At 38.5% G+C, this 17103-nt stretch carries 19 protein-coding genes, 1 rRNA gene and 2 pseudogenes; 14 read left to right on the forward strand and 8 right to left on the reverse strand.

Features of this window, described 5'->3' with window-relative positions; all coding sequences use genetic code 11:
* Together A3GQ_RS0108915 and A3GQ_RS0108925 are read left to right on the forward strand one after the other, a co-directional pair.
* Nucleotides 1–218 (forward strand): 16S ribosomal RNA (locus A3GQ_RS0108915); the annotation flags it as partial.
* Nucleotides 219–733: 515 nt separating this feature from the next.
* Nucleotides 734–937, forward strand: a complete 204-nt coding sequence (locus A3GQ_RS0108925; protein ID WP_028776751.1) for a hypothetical protein — start codon at nucleotides 734–736, stop codon at nucleotides 935–937.
* Between the two features lie 229 nt (nucleotides 938–1166).
* On the opposite strand, the gene A3GQ_RS0108930 is transcribed toward A3GQ_RS0108925, so the two are convergent.
* Nucleotides 1167–2006, reverse strand: a complete 840-nt coding sequence (locus tag A3GQ_RS0108930; protein ID WP_028776752.1) for an EamA family transporter — start codon at nucleotides 2004–2006, stop codon at nucleotides 1167–1169.
* A 305-nt stretch (nucleotides 2007–2311) separates the two neighbouring features.
* On the opposite strand from A3GQ_RS0108930, the gene A3GQ_RS0108935 reads away from it, so the two are divergent.
* Nucleotides 2312–2902, forward strand: coding sequence for a DUF1802 family protein (locus tag A3GQ_RS0108935; protein WP_028776753.1), 591 nt, complete (start codon nucleotides 2312–2314; stop codon nucleotides 2900–2902).
* 179 nt (nucleotides 2903–3081) lie between these two features.
* Here A3GQ_RS0108935 and A3GQ_RS0108940 read toward each other — a convergent pair whose 3' ends face one another.
* The 5 genes from A3GQ_RS0108940 to A3GQ_RS0108960 all read right to left on the reverse strand — a co-directional run bounded on the left by A3GQ_RS0108940 (nucleotide 3082) and on the right by A3GQ_RS0108960 (nucleotide 6869).
* On the reverse strand, nucleotides 3082–3717 hold the full coding sequence (locus A3GQ_RS0108940) for an FMN-dependent NADH-azoreductase (protein WP_028776754.1): 636 nt from the start codon (nucleotides 3715–3717) through the stop codon (nucleotides 3082–3084).
* Nucleotides 3718–3823: 106 nt separating this feature from the next.
* Entirely contained in the window at nucleotides 3824–4669 is an 846-nt protein-coding gene (locus tag A3GQ_RS0108945) for an alpha/beta fold hydrolase (protein WP_028776755.1), read from the reverse strand.
* Nucleotides 4670–4693: 24 nt separating this feature from the next.
* The gene (locus A3GQ_RS23890) at nucleotides 4694–5446 is read right to left on the reverse strand and encodes an arylamine N-acetyltransferase family protein (RefSeq protein WP_051271473.1); all 753 of its coding nucleotides are present in this window, start codon (nucleotides 5444–5446) and stop codon (nucleotides 4694–4696) included.
* A gap of 111 nt (nucleotides 5447–5557) precedes the next feature.
* Nucleotides 5558–6040: a VOC family protein gene (locus A3GQ_RS0108955; protein ID WP_028776756.1), complete on the reverse strand. Its 483-nt coding sequence runs from the start codon at nucleotides 6038–6040 to the stop codon at nucleotides 5558–5560.
* A 343-nt stretch (nucleotides 6041–6383) separates the two neighbouring features.
* On the reverse strand, nucleotides 6384–6869 hold the full coding sequence (locus A3GQ_RS0108960) for an RrF2 family transcriptional regulator (RefSeq protein ID WP_028776757.1): 486 nt from the start codon (nucleotides 6867–6869) through the stop codon (nucleotides 6384–6386).
* Nucleotides 6870–7016: 147 nt separating this feature from the next.
* Here A3GQ_RS0108960 and A3GQ_RS26175 point away from each other — a divergent pair.
* Nucleotides 7017–7205 (forward strand): annotated as a pseudogene (locus tag A3GQ_RS26175) (zinc ribbon domain-containing protein); the annotation flags it as partial.
* A 346-nt stretch (nucleotides 7206–7551) separates the two neighbouring features.
* Here A3GQ_RS26175 and A3GQ_RS0108965 read toward each other — a convergent pair.
* Complete coding sequence (locus A3GQ_RS0108965; protein ID WP_169818270.1) at nucleotides 7552–7827, reverse strand: hypothetical protein; 276 nt, start codon at nucleotides 7825–7827, stop codon at nucleotides 7552–7554.
* A gap of 128 nt (nucleotides 7828–7955) precedes the next feature.
* Between A3GQ_RS0108965 and A3GQ_RS0108970 the strand changes: the two genes are divergently transcribed.
* On the forward strand, nucleotides 7956–8312 hold the full coding sequence (locus A3GQ_RS0108970) for a carboxymuconolactone decarboxylase family protein (protein ID WP_245596759.1): 357 nt from the start codon (nucleotides 7956–7958) through the stop codon (nucleotides 8310–8312).
* Between the two features lie 271 nt (nucleotides 8313–8583).
* Entirely contained in the window at nucleotides 8584–9054 is a 471-nt protein-coding gene (locus A3GQ_RS0108975) for a CBS domain-containing protein (protein WP_028776760.1), read from the forward strand.
* Nucleotides 9055–9424: 370 nt separating this feature from the next.
* Here the strand turns inward: A3GQ_RS0108975 and A3GQ_RS0108980 are convergent, their stop codons facing one another.
* Nucleotides 9425–9916 (reverse strand): hypothetical protein, encoded by a 492-nt coding sequence (locus A3GQ_RS0108980; protein ID WP_028776761.1) that lies wholly within the window; start codon nucleotides 9914–9916, stop codon nucleotides 9425–9427.
* A gap of 427 nt (nucleotides 9917–10343) precedes the next feature.
* Between A3GQ_RS0108980 and sufC the strand changes: the two genes are divergently transcribed.
* From sufC to A3GQ_RS28005, 8 genes and pseudogenes are all read left to right on the forward strand, one after another.
* Entirely contained in the window at nucleotides 10344–11129 is a 786-nt protein-coding gene (gene sufC, locus A3GQ_RS0108985; protein WP_028776762.1) for a Fe-S cluster assembly ATPase SufC, read from the forward strand.
* Between the two features lie 15 nt (nucleotides 11130–11144).
* Nucleotides 11145–12416, forward strand: a complete 1272-nt coding sequence (gene sufD, locus A3GQ_RS0108990) for a Fe-S cluster assembly protein SufD (RefSeq protein WP_028776763.1) — start codon at nucleotides 11145–11147, stop codon at nucleotides 12414–12416.
* Nucleotides 12413–13636, forward strand: coding sequence for a cysteine desulfurase (locus A3GQ_RS0108995; RefSeq protein WP_028776764.1), 1224 nt, complete (start codon nucleotides 12413–12415; stop codon nucleotides 13634–13636). The genes sufD and A3GQ_RS0108995 overlap by 4 nt, the downstream gene beginning before the upstream one ends.
* A complete protein-coding gene (gene sufU, locus A3GQ_RS0109000; protein WP_028776765.1) occupies nucleotides 13620–14045 on the forward strand; it encodes a Fe-S cluster assembly sulfur transfer protein SufU in 426 nt (141 codons plus the stop codon). Before A3GQ_RS0108995 ends, sufU begins: the two co-directional genes overlap by 17 nt.
* A gap of 18 nt (nucleotides 14046–14063) precedes the next feature.
* The gene (sufB, locus tag A3GQ_RS0109005) at nucleotides 14064–15485 is read left to right on the forward strand and encodes a Fe-S cluster assembly protein SufB (RefSeq protein ID WP_028776766.1); all 1422 of its coding nucleotides are present in this window, start codon (nucleotides 14064–14066) and stop codon (nucleotides 15483–15485) included.
* Nucleotides 15486–15642: 157 nt separating this feature from the next.
* Nucleotides 15643–16170, forward strand: a complete 528-nt coding sequence (locus A3GQ_RS0109010) for a hypothetical protein (RefSeq protein ID WP_028776767.1) — start codon at nucleotides 15643–15645, stop codon at nucleotides 16168–16170.
* 252 nt (nucleotides 16171–16422) lie between these two features.
* The gene (locus A3GQ_RS26860) at nucleotides 16423–16635 is read left to right on the forward strand and encodes a hypothetical protein (protein ID WP_169818271.1); all 213 of its coding nucleotides are present in this window, start codon (nucleotides 16423–16425) and stop codon (nucleotides 16633–16635) included.
* A 168-nt stretch (nucleotides 16636–16803) separates the two neighbouring features.
* Nucleotides 16804–16988, forward strand: a pseudogene (locus tag A3GQ_RS28005) (Fe-S cluster assembly protein SufB); the annotation flags it as partial.
* Nucleotides 16989–17103 lie beyond the last annotated feature (115 nt).

The raw sequence follows: 17103 nt of genomic DNA on the forward strand, positions 1-17103 counted from the left end.
ACATGAAGCTGGAATCGCTAGTAATCGCGGATCAGCATGCCGCGGTGAATACGTTCCCGGGCCTTGTACACACCGCCCGTCACACCACGAGAGTTTGTAACACCCGAAGTCGGTGACAGAACCCTTAGGGGACTGAGCTGCCGAAGGTGGGACAGATGATTGGGGTGAAGTCGTAACAAGGTATCCCTACCGGAAGGTGGGGATGGATCACCTCCTTTCTATGGAGTACCTTTTGGTACAAATTCGGTTACCAAATAATCAGGCGTGTTACTCACTCTTCGGTTTTCAGGGAATAATTAAACCCTAGTACAAGATGTACTAGGGTTTTTTGGTGTTTTATAGATTATACAGTAAGTTCCGACCTCCATCCAAAATTCATTCGTTCTGTGGATTGCAACGATGTATAGTCGTTCCAAAAATAAACCAGCCATTATCCTAACTACTTTCTTTGAAAATCGATTCCTCAGCTAAATTTATCGTTACAATTTTCTGCTATAATTTGCCGGTATTCCTTTCTCCTTGTCTTACTCTAGTTTGCGAGATCTTTGTTTTGATCAGCTCAAATATAGTGAAAACATTTAAGGAAGATGGTTTATTCCGCTGGACTATTTGATTCATCATCTGGTTCATTATTCTTTTCACATTTTGTTTCGGCTGACCTACACATACATAATATAAAGAGGTATAATTTACATAATCTGACCGAACCTGAACATTTCGATGGGAGAACGCCATGAGCACGGACTACCCGGAGTGGAACGCGTACGTCGAGAAGCAGAAGGCTGATGAGGCTGCTAAGGTTGCCGCTGAACTGGCGAAGGACTTCATCACGCCGGAGGAGGAGATTCCTCCTGCTGAGTGGGAAGCCATGATGGATCTCCTCGATGAGGCCTCTGCTTCTCATGCTCGCCTCTGTGCTGCTCACAAGCCTTCGTGAGCACATAAGGAACCACCTTCAGGATCAGGCTCATGTCTTGAGCTCCGCAGGATCGGGAGTCGAGCGGCAACTATTGCCCGCCTCGACACCAATTGTAATCCATAACAACACATACTGCTCATTTTGTCTCCAGTTTCCTATCCCCATTTATTATTCTCCGATAAAATTCTGATCCCATTTACTTTGACGACTACCACTATTTTCATTGAATCTGTCAGGCACCTAGTCTTTAACTATTAATAAGAATAATTCCTATTAACAACAAACTAAATGAAAGAAATTGAAATTTGGAAAATTTCTCTTTATAAACCAGATAAGATAAAACAGCAACGATAATACCATTAGCAGAAGCGATTGGCGAAATGATGCTTGCTGGGCCGATTGCCAGAGCAGCTGCTAAAGACTGCATCATGGCAAAGGAGAGAACTCCTGCAAATAATCCATTAACGATCCCTGTTGTTGATTTTTCTTCATTTCGTTTAGTCCATAATGTGACAGTAAACCAGACGAAACCAAATACATAGGAAATAAAGATAATAGGACTGTTGTTCAGATTCATTTCCTCCGTTATTTTCAAGCCACCATTTCGGATAAAAAATCCAATAAAAGCAACTCCCACAAATAGATACCATAGCTTATTGCTGATTCGTAGTTTCTGATTTGGATCAAATGGTAGTAATAAGACTGCTAAAATAATGAAAAAGATAGCTATACCTTCTAGCCAATTCAGATTTTCAGCATATAGAAAGACAGACATGATAACGATCAAGATGACATGGCTGTGAGAAACAGTAGCTGTTAAGCCAGCAGGTCCGATGTATACAGATTTGCTATACAGTAAGTTTCCTAATGTTGCTGCTAGCCCAATGATGATGCCAGCGATTATGATCTTCACATCCCATACCCATGTTTGGGTATACCAGACATATAGTCCCGATCCTAACGAGCCAGCTAAATAGAAACCAAAGAGTAACTTTTCTGATGTACCACCTTTCATCGTATTGATTTTGAAGAAAAATGCACTCAGTCCATTAAACAGAAAACAAAGAAATGCGAGTAGTAACCACAAGATGCTGAGCCTCCTATAAATAACATGAAGTGTTTAAAAGTTAAAGACTATTTTTTATTTTATCAATTCTAAATTCCAACTGTACAACAGATGTGGAAGACGTTCATAACAAGTGCATTTGGAACAGAATGTTAGTATATCTACTCATATGGAGTTCTAATTGTCATGAGATATAGAATGATATTTGTAGATGAATTACCTCTCCTGATTATTTTGTGTTAACATAAAAAAGGATCAAAAGCATATGCGATTTTTTCTATAGATGATGTGATGGGGATCATTTGGCCCTTGTTTAAAGAGGAAGGATGACAAAATTGAAAACAAGCACACATATAGCATTGCGAGATTGGGCAGTGACATTAGATGAACTCGGAAAAGGTACACAAATCCTTCTCATGCGAAAAGGCGGAATTCATGAAGAGACTCGTCACTTTGAAGTGACGAGCGATAGTTTTTTCTTATTTCCCGCTTACGAGCATCAAAAGCCAGAATTGCTAAAAGAAGAATACCAAGAAAACATTGCAAAAAGTATCGAAAATTGGTCTCCTGAAGATCAGACGATCACGATAAAATATTATGCGCAACTTCATGAAGATATAGAGTTGTTGGATGAAGAGAAGTTAAAGTCGCTTTACCCTCACCACATTTGGACCAATGAGTTTGCAGCAGAACGGCTCAAATGGAAAAAGAAATTACCATTGCACGTACTCTTATTACGTGTATACCAACTGGAACAACCTGTTGAAATTCCCATGTTAGGCGAATATGGCGGCTGTAAGTCATGGATGTCACTACCAGATCTAGTAAAAGGAGTGGTAGCTCATCCTGTACTTACTGATGAAGTTTTTGCTCAAAAAGTGATGGATATTAAACAATCATTAGAAATAGGTGAGTAAATATTCTTTCTCTGGAAGAATTACTATCAAGGGCTAACGATTTATAATCATAAAAAATAAAAACCAGCCTAATTTATTTATATTAGAGCTGGTTTAACTTATTTACATTGCTTTTTGACTATAGACGTGTCTTCTTGACTGTACTTAAAACTATCAATTGTTTTTTACCTCTTGATGTGTCACTTTGCCAAAGAAGTAGCTGCTGATTCAGCTTCTTGAAGGGCCTTCTCCAAAATTTCAACTCTATCGAGAATAGCATTTCCTTGTGCCCGAATGATTTGATAGTTCTTAACTCCAAGAAAATGGAACATGGATTTCAAGTATTTATGTGAGTATTCTACTTCCGTATACCAGTCGTTGTTGGTATATATACCATCACTTGCTTGAATAACGAGGAGGCTACGGCCGTCATTGAGCAAACCGACTGATCCATTTGGAGTATAGGCAAATGTCTCTTTGGCGATCAGTACGTTATCCATATAGTCTTTGAGCTTTGAGGGAATGTTGAAGTTATGCAGCGGCATCGCAATTACATACTTCTTCGCGCTCTTAAACTGCTGAAGGATATCCGACATACGAGAAGTTAACCATAACTCTTCCTCGTTTAATGTCTCTTCTTTGCCGATTTTTTCCCATGCTTTTAAAACGACATGATCAATGGTCGGTACAATATCACGATATAGATCGATTTGTTCCATTGGATAATCGGGATGAAGTGTTTTGTATGTTTCCATAAAGCGCTGAAGCACTTGCAAGCTGACGGATGATGTATCATCCACTTTTGGGTGCGCATTAATAATAAGTATTTTTTCCATTTTCTTTCTCTCCCTGTATTATCTTATAATTTAATTGAAATGAAACTTGCAATGCATTTATAGAAGCTTGGTTGTTTAGTTTTCAAATGAAGATGGGCTGCATAAGCTATACATTTTTCAAAAAGGTAGAAACGTGTTCCGTAAATAATTCAGGATACTGGAATAGGAACCCGTGCCCAGCATCTGGATAGATGATTAGTTGAGCATTTTTAATATGCTGTGACATGATATAGGAGTTAATAGCAGGTATCATAATGTCATCATTTCCATTCATGATCAGTACAGGTTGTTTTATCTCTCCTAACCTAGGGAAAAGGAAATTCTTTTCTCTTACATTCATGAGGGCCTGAGCTTGCGCTTTTACGGAAGCCTCTGACACGAAAGGAGAGCGATCTTCTTTTCTTTTTTGAAGACGTTCCAGATATACTTTTCCTTTTACTTGACTCGTCTCTGTCTGCTCAAAAAAGAGATATAGAAAATCCTCAGGTACATTTACAGGCTTCATGGCAACTTGAAACACTTCTGGTGCAGCGCTTTGTATACCCTCTCCCCCACCAGGCCCAGTACCAGCCAAGATTAGAGAACGAACGAGATCAGGTCGTTCCAATGTCACTTGTTGCGCTATGCATCCACCCATAGAAAAGCCAAGTAAATCGACTTGATCGAATCCCAACGACTCCATAAAGATTACAGCATGGTTTGCCATTTCTGGGATGTTATTTGGTGTTACACCAGTCGATAGCCCTACACCTGCATTATCGAACAAGATCACGGTTCTTTCTTTGGATAACAAGTCTACAATAGCTGGATCCCAGTCATCCATTGTCCCGCGAAATCGATGGCAAAGAACAAGTGGTACATCGGATTTTTTTCCTAATAATCGGTAGGCGTATGTAACCTCATTTACTTTGACAAATGATGTCTCAACCTTTTCAGCCAAAGTAATTTCCATCTTTATCACTCCAATCGGTCTCGTTTATATTTCTAAATCAAATAGCTCTTTATAAATATTTATCGTTTGCTCCGGCCCAAAGGTATGCTTTGTTTTTTTCAATCCTTCTACAATAGTTAAGGAGTGATCATGTAATGTAATCCTTCCTTTGTCCGTAACTTTCATGATTACAGGGGTTTTATTAAAAGTAGATTGTTCACTGTATTGAGTAAAGTCACACACACTTTTAAAATCGTCTAAAACCTTCTCTTCTTCTGAGAACTTATATAGCATAATCCAATCTGCATCCTCCTTTTTTTCTAAAACCCACGTTCTTTGTTCTTCTGCATAAGGTTTCACTCGATAATAAGCATTTACTGCGAAAATTTTTTCACCTGTTAAAGGAATGGGTATACTTGGGGTATTTCCACCAAATCCAACGTCAACTAAATACTCCTCTCCGTTTAATAGAACAATGTTTGTTAAATGTGTACCCTCTTTAAACCATGAACCATTTAAATTTACTGTTGCGGCACGCATGGATACATCGAAGTTAAGTTCTCGGAGTAAAACATGAAAGAAACCATTTAATTCATAGCAAACTCCCCCTCTTTGACGGATCGCAATTTTTTCATAAAGATAATTTGGATCAAAGGATAAAGGAATGCTTTTTAAAATATCTAAGTTCTCAAAAGGAACTTGAGTGACATGGTTTTGCTGTAAATGTGTTAAATCGTCCAAATTGTTTTTTAGTTCTTGAGTTATACCGATTCGAGCTAAATAATTTTTGATATCCATTGATTGATCCCCCTGTTTCTTATTTAGGTGAGTGAAAGAGCTGCTGAAATCTTCCTTTTGAAAAATTTTGATTATGTAATAGAGTAGTGTTGTGATAGAAGAAGAATTTTATTACGTATTAGAAATATTAAGACGCTTACCTCTTTCCGCATACCAATCGTCTAACTTCATCATGTCGAAATATTTTTCAACGTCCAGTTCTATCGGAGCAATGAATTCAAGTAAATTTCCATCAGGGTCCTCAAAATAAATAGCTGCATGCGCTTGAGGATGGTGAGGAAGAACCAGTGGTTGGCGAGCAGGTTCGAAATCATAAAAATCAACCACTTCTATCCCTTTTTCCTTCAACCATTGCTTTGTTTTCTCCATATCTTCGAGCTCAATAGTAAAAGCTACATGGCGAATTGATACATGATAAGGAATCTTCACTTGTTCGCAATCCCATAATCCCAACCAACTTTTCCCTTTTTCAATCCATAGAAAAGCTCGTCTTTCTCCTCTACAAGCAAATTCGAGCCCTAAGTTTTCATAAAATTGAATAGATCTATCGAGATCACTTACAGGCAAATGCCCTTCATATAAACCTTTGATCATCATCCTATACCTCCAAGTTTTATTGATCTCATACGATGGGGCCTTTTCGACGTCCATCCATATATGGATTATTTGTTGCTTAGTATTAAACGAGTGATTACGCCTACATGTGCTTTGCCAAGTCTTTTTTTACGGGCATCTACGAAAATCCATGAAGTTGAGAGAAGCGTATTATCGATTTGTGTTTTCCAGATACTTTTCAATTTAAAAAGAACTTCATATGATTTGGGGTTCTACATTTTTGCATTAACATACAAACTTTCATAGTAATCACCATTAATAGATCTATTAAATATATATGTTATCTACGATTAGATCAAAAAAAGAGGCTGCATTTAACAATTTAGCATTTGGCAAAAAAGTCACTTATTTTTTCTAGAACTGATGGAGCGAGCTCTTTTTCTAGTGTGTCTTTTAACCAAGCAAGGTTTTTTTGTTTTAAATAGTCATTTTTCATCTGTTCTGCTTCTAGCATAGTCAAATTGATTCGACAAGGAACAGTGGGATCATTTGTGTCCTGAGACTGAGCAGGTAGCCCTTTAGCGACGATATTTTTACATTGAAATGCAGGTTGTACACCTTCAATCGCCGTAACTACATCATAAAATGTAATCTGTTCAGGAGGTCTAGAGAGAAGATAACCTCCTTTTACCCCTGGGGTAGATTGAACAATTCCCGCTTTGGCAAGTTTCGTAAAGACTTTTGATAGATAAGAAACAGAGACTCCTTGAAATTCAGCCAAATCTTTAATCCCGATTGGTTTATGAACCGAAGAGACCAAATACACAAGACAGTGGAGAGCATATTCCACACCAATGCTATAATACATAACTTTACACCTCTAGATTGTTCTATCGTAGTTATTAAGTATATATCTTATCTTTAATATAAAGAGTAAAAATTGTTGTGTCAAGAAAGAAAAAATATTTTTGATTAGAATTTCCCTCCTTTACAAGCATTCTGCGATGAAAATTACGTGGACTCTGCTTATACCTCTCAGACTTGTCCAAAGTGTAAACACACAGTAAAGGAGAACCGAAACAAGAAAAAGCATATCTTACAATGCAAAACTTGTGGGTATACCTTCAATGATGATCGGATTGGAGCAATGAATCTGCATCGAAAGGGGATAGAGTACCTTGTTGCAGCAACAACATCAGTATGACTGATGTTGGATGGGTAGATGGTCAGCCTGCCCTGAGATGTATCGTCACGCTAAGGTCAGAGATTCTTAGAATCACATGTATGACTGGACAGATGCAAGCCATCACCTCTTAGCGTTAGCGTAGGTGGTGGCTTGTTGACGAGAGGATCTTCTTATTCCATCTATTTAGAGAGATGTGTTAAACGCTCAATTGTATAAATATATGTATAACTTGAATATGGAAAATCCGTTTTCTTGAATAAACAAGTGAATCTATGGTAAATCCCTAACTTACAAAAATTTAAAGATTAGTGATCTTGGGCCTAAAAAGAGAAAACCAAATCATATGATTTGGTTTTCTTTTATCTTATGCATTTTGTGTAGTTAATTCTTCTAGTTCGATAACAATCTCGTCTGCTGTCATGTCACCTTCTAAGTAAATGCCAACAAGTGTAGAAACCAATACAGACTCTTCTCCTGATATATTTAGGAGTTCTAATAATTCTTTTAAAGGATCATAATTTTTTGGTAATATATGTATGCTTTGCGATCCAAATGCCTCTTCTAGTTGCAATGTTTTCTTATAGACTTGTTTAATCATGATTAAGATCATTTTAATTAATTCTTTTTTTTGTGTCTCCAAATATAAAATCCTCTCTTCGAAAAATAACAATTTCATTATACCAAACTTTTCGAACATATTTTAGAAAGTGAATAAATTGCTAGATATAGAAGAGACTAATGGTGATATTTTAAATGGAGGTAGATGGAATGGAAGGAAATTCTATTCAAGAATCGCTTATGGATTATAAAGAAGGTTTAGGAGAGTTATCCAAACATCTTCCTGAAGTTGTTAGTCAATATAATAAATTTACAGAAGCTTGTTTCGAAGAAGGAGATTTATCCAAAAAAATGAAACATCTGATAGCACTAGGGTTAGGAGTATATAGCAAAGATGAATATTGTATTATTTATCATACGAAAGGTGCTATTGAAAATGGAGCAACAAAACAAGAAATAATGGAAGCATCAGCGGTTACAACTGCATTTGGTGGAGGTATGGCAATGTCTCAAGCAGTAACACTTGTGCAAGATGCATGTTCATCATTTGTGCAGAATACACATTAGAGAAAGGAGATGGCCCCTATAAGGGCTTTTTTTGTGGTTTACACATCAAGCGTTTGTATTTATTCATAATAGGGAATTTTGATTTTAGTAGCCGAAATAGTTAAAAAAAAGCGTAGATTTAAGGATGCAATATTGTAATTTTACAGAAAATGTATTGACAATCAACAGAAGAAAGCGGTACCATAAATGAGTAGGACTGTTTATTCCCTCAAACAACGGATGGATGTACAGGAGATTAACCCGGTTAAGGGAAGTGGGAGTACTATGATTTATGAATAAAAATGCTGATCTTTTGTTTACAAAAGAGATTACTCCGTTAATTATTCCGAAAGAAAAAGTAGTGGTATTGGAGCCCGATTGGTCCTTGGAGCGAGCTTTGATCGTGTTGACTCGTAAAGGTACAACTTCAGTACCAGTTATTCATCCAGATGGTCGGGTAGAAGGAATTATAAGTAAAACCAATATTTTGGATTTCCTAATTAACCCAAATAAAACTCAAGAATTGGATTTTTCGAAATTAAAAGAGTACCGTGTGCTGGATGCCATGGATCGGAATCACATGGGTATTATGGCCAACTCCATTTTTTCATTTGCTTTTGAAGTATTGGTAAATCGATCGTATATACCAATAATTGATATACGTCATCAGTTTGTCGGGATCTTAACTAGAAAAGTAATGATGGAAAAAGTAATTGAGTACTTTCATGAGGAATATTTACAGACAGTAACAACAGAATTTTAAAGAAAACTTGCCGATTGGCAAGCTTAATGGAGCGCAGACAGAGGCTTAGTATCCTTTATGCACTTCAGACTAAGCCACAGGTCTCGCTATGTCGTTTTGCTTCAAGACTCACTTGGCAGACAAGATAAACTTAGCGGCAAAGAAAAAGCCAGTCATTATCCCTAAAACATAGGGATAATGACTGGCTTTTTTAGAATTAAAAGAATTGCCTTTTTATAAATGAAAAGGAATAATTATACAGTATAGGAGTGCCGAATTGGTTAAATATAGTGAGAAGATTATTTCGTCAAATGAGTTCACAAAATAGGCTGTACCTATTTATTAGGAAGTAAAAGTAATGGAGAGGATGAAGAAAGCCATTGATTACATATTAGTGTCCTTTCGAACAACGCTTAAATGACTCGTTAAGTATTTGTAGGGAAAAACAGGTTTGGAAAAAATCAGTAAGTTCAGACCAGTAATCTGCATCTAATTCACGATTTAAAAGAAGAGATATTTCTTTCATTTTGGAAAACAATTGTTGTATAGTTCGGGAATTAATGGATGAAGTGCAACTTTCTTGATGTGATTGAATAACAAGTTTTTCTAGGTCATCAAATGTGTTTTCATAAATTATTACTTTGATAATCTCAGGTAGGTGTGGAGCAACCTTTACTTGAGATCTGCATTTTTCCCAAGTTCGAAGCAATCTGCGGTTATTTAAGCTATTCAAATAGTCATGCTCTGTGTATGCTTTATAATTACCATTATCTTCATGTATTTGGTATTTATTCTTGTTTTGTGTGCGTAAATAGATTACGTTTTTAGATTGAATATAATGGTTAACTTTAGCATCAGCTGTATTTAAATTATACTTCTTCATCCTTTCTGCCCCCAGTTGTTACAAAATTTCCCCCAATAAAAAGAATAATGAAGAGAGAATCTTTCAAAAGATACTTTCTATTGTACACTATTCTCATAAAAAGTGGGCATAAAATAATGTGATCAATGCGTGAATATAAAGCTGGAATTTATTATAATTAGCGTGGTTTTTATATATGATATATCTATCATCTTTTTTTAATTAAAAAGATAATCGCTATATTAAAATAGGAAATATTTTACTTTTATTAGTTAAATTTTTTTTTTTGAGTTCAATGGAAATCAATATCACCTTGATCTCTTGAAATGTCTAAGTTAGAATAAAATGAGAATCACATGATAATCAATCTAATTTAGGCTTTACCAACTTATTGATAATACTACCTAGTTTCTATATACAGGTGGAAAGTCCGTGGAGGAATGTTACAATGTCAACACCGAACCTCAATATTCGGGATTTACAAGTATCGATTGAAGATAAACAAATCTTGAAAGGTGTAAATCTTTCAGTGAATGGCGGAGAAATCCATGCCATCATGGGACCTAATGGTACCGGAAAAAGTACATTGGCATCTGCTTTGATGGGACATCCAAAATATGAAGTTACTGCTGGTGATGTCTCCATTAATGGAGAAGATTTGCTAGAGATGGAAGTAGATGAACGAGCTCGTGCAGGGCTTTTCTTGGCGATGCAGTATCCAAGTGAAGTAAGTGGAGTTACCAACTCTGATTTTTTACGTAGTGCGATTAATGCCAAACGTGGAGAAGGTAATGAGATTTCTTTGATGAAATTTATTCGTCAAATGGATAAACAAATGAATGTGCTTGATATGGATGAATCTTTTGCTACCCGTTACCTTAATGAAGGTTTTTCTGGAGGAGAAAAGAAGCGCAATGAAATTTTGCAAATGATGATGTTAAAACCTCAATTTGCTATTCTAGATGAGATCGATTCTGGTCTTGATATTGATGCGCTTAAAATTGTTGCAGCAGGTGTAAACGAAATGAGAAGCCCTGAAATGGGCGTTATTATCATCACTCACTATCAACGTTTGTTGAATTATATAAAACCTGACTTTGTTCATGTATTTATGCAAGGTCGTATTGTGAAATCAGGTGGACCAGAGTTAGCTGAGCGTTTGGAGCAAGAGGGATATGACTGGGTAAAAGAAGAGTTAGGTATTGTAGACGAGACTGTTGGACATAAGGTGTAAAGGAAGATGCCAACAATGAGTGTATGGAGCCGCGAACAAATCACCCAATTATCCCTAGCTCAGCATGAACCAAAATGGGCATTAGAAAAAAGACTAGAAGCATTTGATGCTATTGATTCTTTACCATTGCCTAAATTGGAGAAAACCAATCTTGATCGTTGGAATTTCTCTTCTTTCCAACTGCAAAAAGCAAATACTACTTACCAACAAATCGATCAGTTACCAAATGAAATTAGCCGTCTTCTCTTAGATGAAAACAGCAATGTATTGATACAGAAAAATGATTCTGTAGTATATCAAACTGAAAATACGTTGGAGCAGGGCGTCATTTTTACTAGTTTAGCTAGTGCGTTTCAACAACATGAAACGCTATTAAAAAAATATTTGTATGGACAAGACGTATCCCATCGCGTAGCTGCTATTCACCAAGCATTTGTACATGGTGGTGCTTTTATCTATGTCCCTCGCAATGTAACACTTAAGCTGCCTTTGCAAACCATTTTCTGGTTAGATGGTAAGGAAGCAGCGATGTTTCCACATGTCTTAATTGTTGCTGAAGACAACAGCAAAGTGGAGATTGTAGCTAATTTCTTGAGTACCAGTTCTGAAGCTGCCATCAGCAATAGTGTTGTGCAAGCATACGTAGGACAAGGTGCCAATGTTCAAGTTGCAACCGTAAGTCAGTTTCCTCATTCTGTAGTAGATGTGATGGAACGTTTTGCAACTGTTGGGCAGGATGGCAACATGGAATGGATTGTAGCTGATCTTAGTGATGGCCGTATCATTTCTAAAAGCACAACCCATTTAAAAGAAAATGGCGGACACGTGGATGTAAAGTCAGTTGCCTTTGGTGCGGGTGAGATGCGTTCCAATATTACGGCTGAGGTTTTTCATGAAGGTACACATACGACCAGTGATATACAAGCTAGGTCAGTTATGAAAGACAAGGCCACCAGTATTCTAAATAGTATTACCAAGATTGAAAAAGGTGCGAGTAAATCCGATGGACAGCAAACGGGGAAAGTATTGATGCTTGATCCAGAGGCACGCGGTGATGCCAATCCTATCTTGTTAATTGATGAGAATGATGTAACAGCAGGACATGCCGCTAGTGTAGGTCGTATTGATCCGTTGACGTTGTTTTATTTGATGTCGCGTGGTATTTCCAAGAATGAAGCGTCCAAATTAATTATTCGTGGTTTCTTAGATACAATTATATCTGATATCCCATCAGCAGCACTGCGTGCAAGTATTCATGAGACTATCGAAGGGAAATTCACATCATGAATCCATGGAAAAAAGATTTTCCTATTCTTTTCCAACAAGTAAACGAGCATCCTCTTGTTTATTTGGATAGTGCAGCAACTTCACAAAAACCAAATCGTGTCATTGAACAAGTAGCAGCTTATTACCAAGGCTATAATTCAAATGTACATCGTGGTGTGCATACACTAGGTACAAAAGCAACTGATGCGTATGAAGGTGCACGGGATAAAGTACAGCGTTTTATTCATGCGAAAAAGCGTGAGGAAATCATTTTTACGCGTGGTACTACTACAAGTCTTAATATTGTTGCTCGTAGCTATGCTTTGGTGAATTGTAAAGCTGGGGATGAGATTTTACTGAGTCCAACCGAACATCATGCCAATTTGATCCCTTGGCAGCAAGTAGCAAAGCAAACAGGTGCAAAATTAATTTATATGCCACTCGAATCAGACAGTACCATTTTGCTTGAAAAAGTCCGCCCACTTATTACGAATAAAACCAAGATCGTAGCTATCCAACATGTATCAAATGTATTGGGAACGATTAACCCTGTAGCAGAACTCGCAAAATTAGTTCATGAAGTAGGCGGGATCATTACAGTGGATGGAGCACAAAGTGTTCCACATATGAAAGTAGATGTTCAAGAGTTAGATATCGATTTTCTTGCTTTCTCTGGACATAAAATGATGGGACCTACAGGTATTGGGGTATTATACGGGAAAGAACACTTGTTAAATGCAATGGAGCCAGTCGAATTTGGTGGCGAAATGATTGATCACGTAGATTTGGAAAATGCTACGTGGAAAGAGTTGCCTTGGAAATTTGAAGGCGGTACACCGATTATCGCTGGTGCAATTGGTTTAGGTGCTGCTATTGATTATTTGCAAGAAATTGGGATGGATCAAGTAGAAGCACACGATCGAAAGCTAACAACTTATGCACTCTCTAAACTTCAAGAGATGGATGGAATCCGTATTTTTGGTCCTTTAGAAAATCGAATGGGTGCAGTCACCTTTAATCTGGATAATATCCATCCACACGATGTAGCTACTGTTCTGGATTCCCAAGGAATTGCAGTTCGTGCGGGTCATCATTGTTGCCAGCCTTTGATGCGTTTGTTAGGAGAGACTGCAACTGCTAGGGCTAGTTTTTATCTCTATAATGATGAGGAAGATATTGATCAGCTTGTAAAAGGTTTACAAAAGACGAAGGAGTATTTCGGACATGTCTTCCTTGGATGATTTATATCGCCGTGTGATAATGGATCATTATCAACGGCCTCGTAATAAAGGCGAACTAGATAATGGTGATATCTCGATCGAATTAAATAACCCTACTTGTGGGGATCGGATATCCCTGCAAATGAACGTGGAACATGGTATGATAAAGGATGCGAAGTTTCTAGGCGAAGGATGTTCCATTAGCTTAGCTTCTGCATCTATGATGACGGAGTCGGTGAAGGGTTTGACCATTGACCAATCACTCCATTTAGTGGACCTATTTTCGCGTATGATGCAAGGGGAAGAAATAGATACGGAAGAATTTCCGATTGAAGATATTGAAGCGTTGACCGGGGTAGCTAAATTCCCAGCACGAATCAAGTGTGCAACATTAGCTTGGAAAGCACTTGAAAAGGGTGTAAAACAATAAAGAAGGAGGCTTCATTTCATGACTACGATACCAGAACTATCGGAGTATAAATATGGATTTCGTGATAAAGACGTTTCTGTGTTTCGTGCTAAACGAGGTCTTACACGTGAAATCGTAGAAGAAATCTCCAAGATGAAAGGTGAGCCAGAATGGATGCTGGAGTTTCGCCTGAAGTCTTTGGAGCAGTTTTATAAAATGCCTATGCCAAGTAACTTGAATAGCAAATGGTTTTCTTTGTTACCTGGTAAATTGGATGAGCTGAATTTTGATGATATCACTTACTATGTAAAACCTTCCGAACGTCAAGGGAAGACTTGGGAAGAAGTACCTGATGAAATCAAACAAACATTTGATAAATTAGGAATTCCAGAAGCGGAGCAAAAGTTTCTTGCTGGTGTATCTGCTCAATATGAATCCGAAGTAGTGTATCACAACATGCAGAAAGAACTCGAAGACCAAGGAGTTATTTTCTGCGATACGGATACAGCTGTACGTGAGTATCCTGAGCTGTTAAAAGAATACTTTGGTACGATAATTCCACCTGCTGACAACAAGTTTGCAGCACTTAACAGTGCAGTATGGAGTGGTGGCAGCTTCATTTATGTGCCAAAAGGTGTAAAGTGTGAAGTGCCATTGCAAGCATATTTCCGGATTAATTCCGAAAACATGGGTCAATTTGAGCGTACATTGATCATTGCTGACGAAGGAAGCTTTGTACACTATGTAGAGGGTTGTACTGCTCCAGTATACAGCACAAACTCCTTACACAGTGCGGTAGTGGAAATCATCGTAAAAGACAATGCTCGCTGCCGTTACACCACCATCCAAAACTGGGCACCAAACATTTATAACTTGGTTACCAAACGTGCAGTTGCAGAACGTGGAGCACATATGGAATGGGTAGATGGAAACATCGGAAGTAAACTTACGATGAAATATCCAGCTGTTGTGATGAAAGGCGAAGGCGCAAAAGCAGATATCCTTTCCATCGCAGTAGCAGGGAAAGATCAACACCAAGATGCAGGAGCGAAAGTAACTGCCTTAGCACCAAACTGTACTTCTACCATCATTTCCAAATCGATCAGTAAACAAGGCGGAAAAGTAACATACCGTGGACTTTCAAGCTTTGGCCGTAACTCAGAAGGCTCCAAAGCAAACATCAAATGTGACACCTTGATCTTGGATAACGAATCCACATCGGATACCATTCCTTACAATGAGATCAAAAACGATAATATCATCTTGGAGCACGAAGCTACTGTTTCCAAAGTGAGTGAAGATCAACTCTTCTACTTGATGAGTCGTGGTCTTACAGAAAACGAAGCAACCCAGATGATTATCATGGGCTTTATTGAACCATTTACAAAAGAATTACCAATGGAATATGCAGTTGAAATGAACCGCTTGATCAAGTTCGAAATGGAAGGTTCCATTGGTTAATGTTAAAGATCCCTTTGCTTAGGCAGAGGGATTTTTTTATGAAAATATATTTAGTGATTGATAAATGAGCTAGGGATAAAGTATTTATTTATTTATTTAGACATCTTTATTATAATCGTAGTAGACAATGTAAGCGTCACGGCGAGACGGAGCAATCATGCCCAAGATGCGCGAAACCCACTCCCTCCTCACCATGGTCGAAGCGAGGGAGCTGGTTGGTCAGAACAAGGGACAGAGCTGGTACGCCCACGAGCTCAGCTACGCACCGTGCAAGGAACTCCAGGCGGTGATCGACGCACTCGCCGCTCAGGACGCTCCCGCCATCGACGACTGGTGGTGGAGCTACTGCGTGGATGAGCTGGTAGGGAACCTGCAGCGTATCAGGGACTACACCCTGAAGACGAGCAGCAAGGTTCCGACGATCAGGAAGCTGTACAAGCTGGGCACCGAGGACCGCACCGAGGACCCGATCTACAACCGTCTGCTGCTGTCCTTCGAAGAGGACAAGCAGGCGGAAGTGCACAAGTTCGTGTCTGTGTTCGGCGGCCCTGGTGACTTGAGTCTCGACCTGTGGTACGCGTGCCTCGACCTGATGAACTACCTGTCCATCGAGGGTCTGGAGAACACACGAGTGTTCTCGGCACTCGGGAATCTGTTCCCGGAAGAGAGGGGACAGGCGGCGTGACGCATCCCCGTGGGTGAGTGGATCTTCGGATCCGCCCACTTCACGGGGCGCGATTATAAATGATTTTGTTGATATAAAAGAAAAATAGAAAACCATGCATTTTTAATGTGTGGTTTTTGTTTGTATAAAGTAACAGTTTTCAAAGTGAATGGAGCAGTGAAGATTAACGCTTCTAATTTACAGAAAGGTTCTTATTCTATATTCCTTTGAATAATGGAAATCAACGGTCACAAGATGGGTGAGGCGGAGCTGTTGTCCGTGCTTGATGAGCGCATCCCGAACAGAGGGAAGCACCGTGCGGTGATCAGTTTCCTCACCAAGTTCTGGAAGCTGAGGTTCAACGCGTGGTGGCGAATCACGGATGTCCGTACCAACACGGAGGTCCTCGGCAACATGCACGACCTGAGCGAAATCGTGCCGTGTGAACTCTTCCCCTCACTCGAGGTTGTCCTCGGTAAGAGGTGAACACCATCGTCTAAGGTGGTGCAGGAGGCGTGACGCAATCCCGTGGGGTGAGTGGATCGATCCGCACACTTCATGGGACGCGATAATCAATGTTGTGTTTCTATAGAGCAAGAAGAGAAAGCCACACATTTTATATGTGTGGTTGTTTTTTTGTACAAGGGTACCCTTTTCAAAGTAAGTGAAGATCACCTTTTTAATTGATGAGTCGTAGACTTACAGATAACAAAGCACCCCACATGATTAATATGGGCTTTATTGAACCATCTACAAAAGAATTGCCAAAGAAATATACGATGGAAATGAACCGTTTTATCAAGTTTGAGATGGAAGATTCGATGGTTCATATTTGTTGAATTTCCTTGTTTAGGCAAAGGATTATATTCATTGAGATGATGGAGTAAATGTTGTTAGGAGTTGTTTATTTATAAGGAATATTCCATGATAATCAAAGTAGGATATTCAACGTGT

The organism is Shimazuella kribbensis DSM 45090, assembly GCF_000428065.1.
GTDB lineage: Bacteria > Bacillota > Bacilli > Thermoactinomycetales > Thermoactinomycetaceae > Shimazuella > Shimazuella kribbensis.

Bases quoted from the DNA above. Each gene is read 5' to 3' on its own strand.
- A3GQ_RS0108925 (WP_028776751.1), top strand. From the start codon at position 734: ATGAGCACGGACTACCCGGAGTGGAACGCGTACGTCGAGAAGCAGAAG.
- A3GQ_RS0108935 (WP_028776753.1), top strand. From the start codon at position 2,312: ATGACAAAATTGAAAACAAGCACACATATAGCATTGCGAGATTGGGCA.
- A3GQ_RS0108940 (WP_028776754.1), bottom strand. From the start codon at position 3,717: ATGGAAAAAATACTTATTATTAATGCGCACCCAAAAGTGGATGATACA.
- A3GQ_RS0108945 (WP_028776755.1), bottom strand. From the start codon at position 4,669: ATGGAAATTACTTTGGCTGAAAAGGTTGAGACATCATTTGTCAAAGTA.
- A3GQ_RS23890 (WP_051271473.1), bottom strand. From the start codon at position 5,446: ATGGATATCAAAAATTATTTAGCTCGAATCGGTATAACTCAAGAACTA.
- A3GQ_RS0108955 (WP_028776756.1), bottom strand. From the start codon at position 6,040: ATGATCAAAGGTTTATATGAAGGGCATTTGCCTGTAAGTGATCTCGAT.
- A3GQ_RS0108960 (WP_028776757.1), bottom strand. From the start codon at position 6,869: ATGTATTATAGCATTGGTGTGGAATATGCTCTCCACTGTCTTGTGTAT.
- A3GQ_RS0108970 (WP_245596759.1), top strand. From the start codon at position 7,956: ATGGAAGGAAATTCTATTCAAGAATCGCTTATGGATTATAAAGAAGGT.
- A3GQ_RS0108975 (WP_028776760.1), top strand. From the start codon at position 8,584: ATGAATAAAAATGCTGATCTTTTGTTTACAAAAGAGATTACTCCGTTA.
- A3GQ_RS0108980 (WP_028776761.1), bottom strand. From the start codon at position 9,916: ATGAAGAAGTATAATTTAAATACAGCTGATGCTAAAGTTAACCATTAT.
- sufC (WP_028776762.1), top strand. From the start codon at position 10,344: ATGTCAACACCGAACCTCAATATTCGGGATTTACAAGTATCGATTGAA.
- sufD (WP_028776763.1), top strand. From the start codon at position 11,145: ATGAGTGTATGGAGCCGCGAACAAATCACCCAATTATCCCTAGCTCAG.
- A3GQ_RS0108995 (WP_028776764.1), top strand. From the start codon at position 12,413: ATGAATCCATGGAAAAAAGATTTTCCTATTCTTTTCCAACAAGTAAAC.
- sufU (WP_028776765.1), top strand. From the start codon at position 13,620: ATGTCTTCCTTGGATGATTTATATCGCCGTGTGATAATGGATCATTAT.
- sufB (WP_028776766.1), top strand. From the start codon at position 14,064: ATGACTACGATACCAGAACTATCGGAGTATAAATATGGATTTCGTGAT.
- A3GQ_RS0109010 (WP_028776767.1), top strand. From the start codon at position 15,643: ATGCCCAAGATGCGCGAAACCCACTCCCTCCTCACCATGGTCGAAGCG.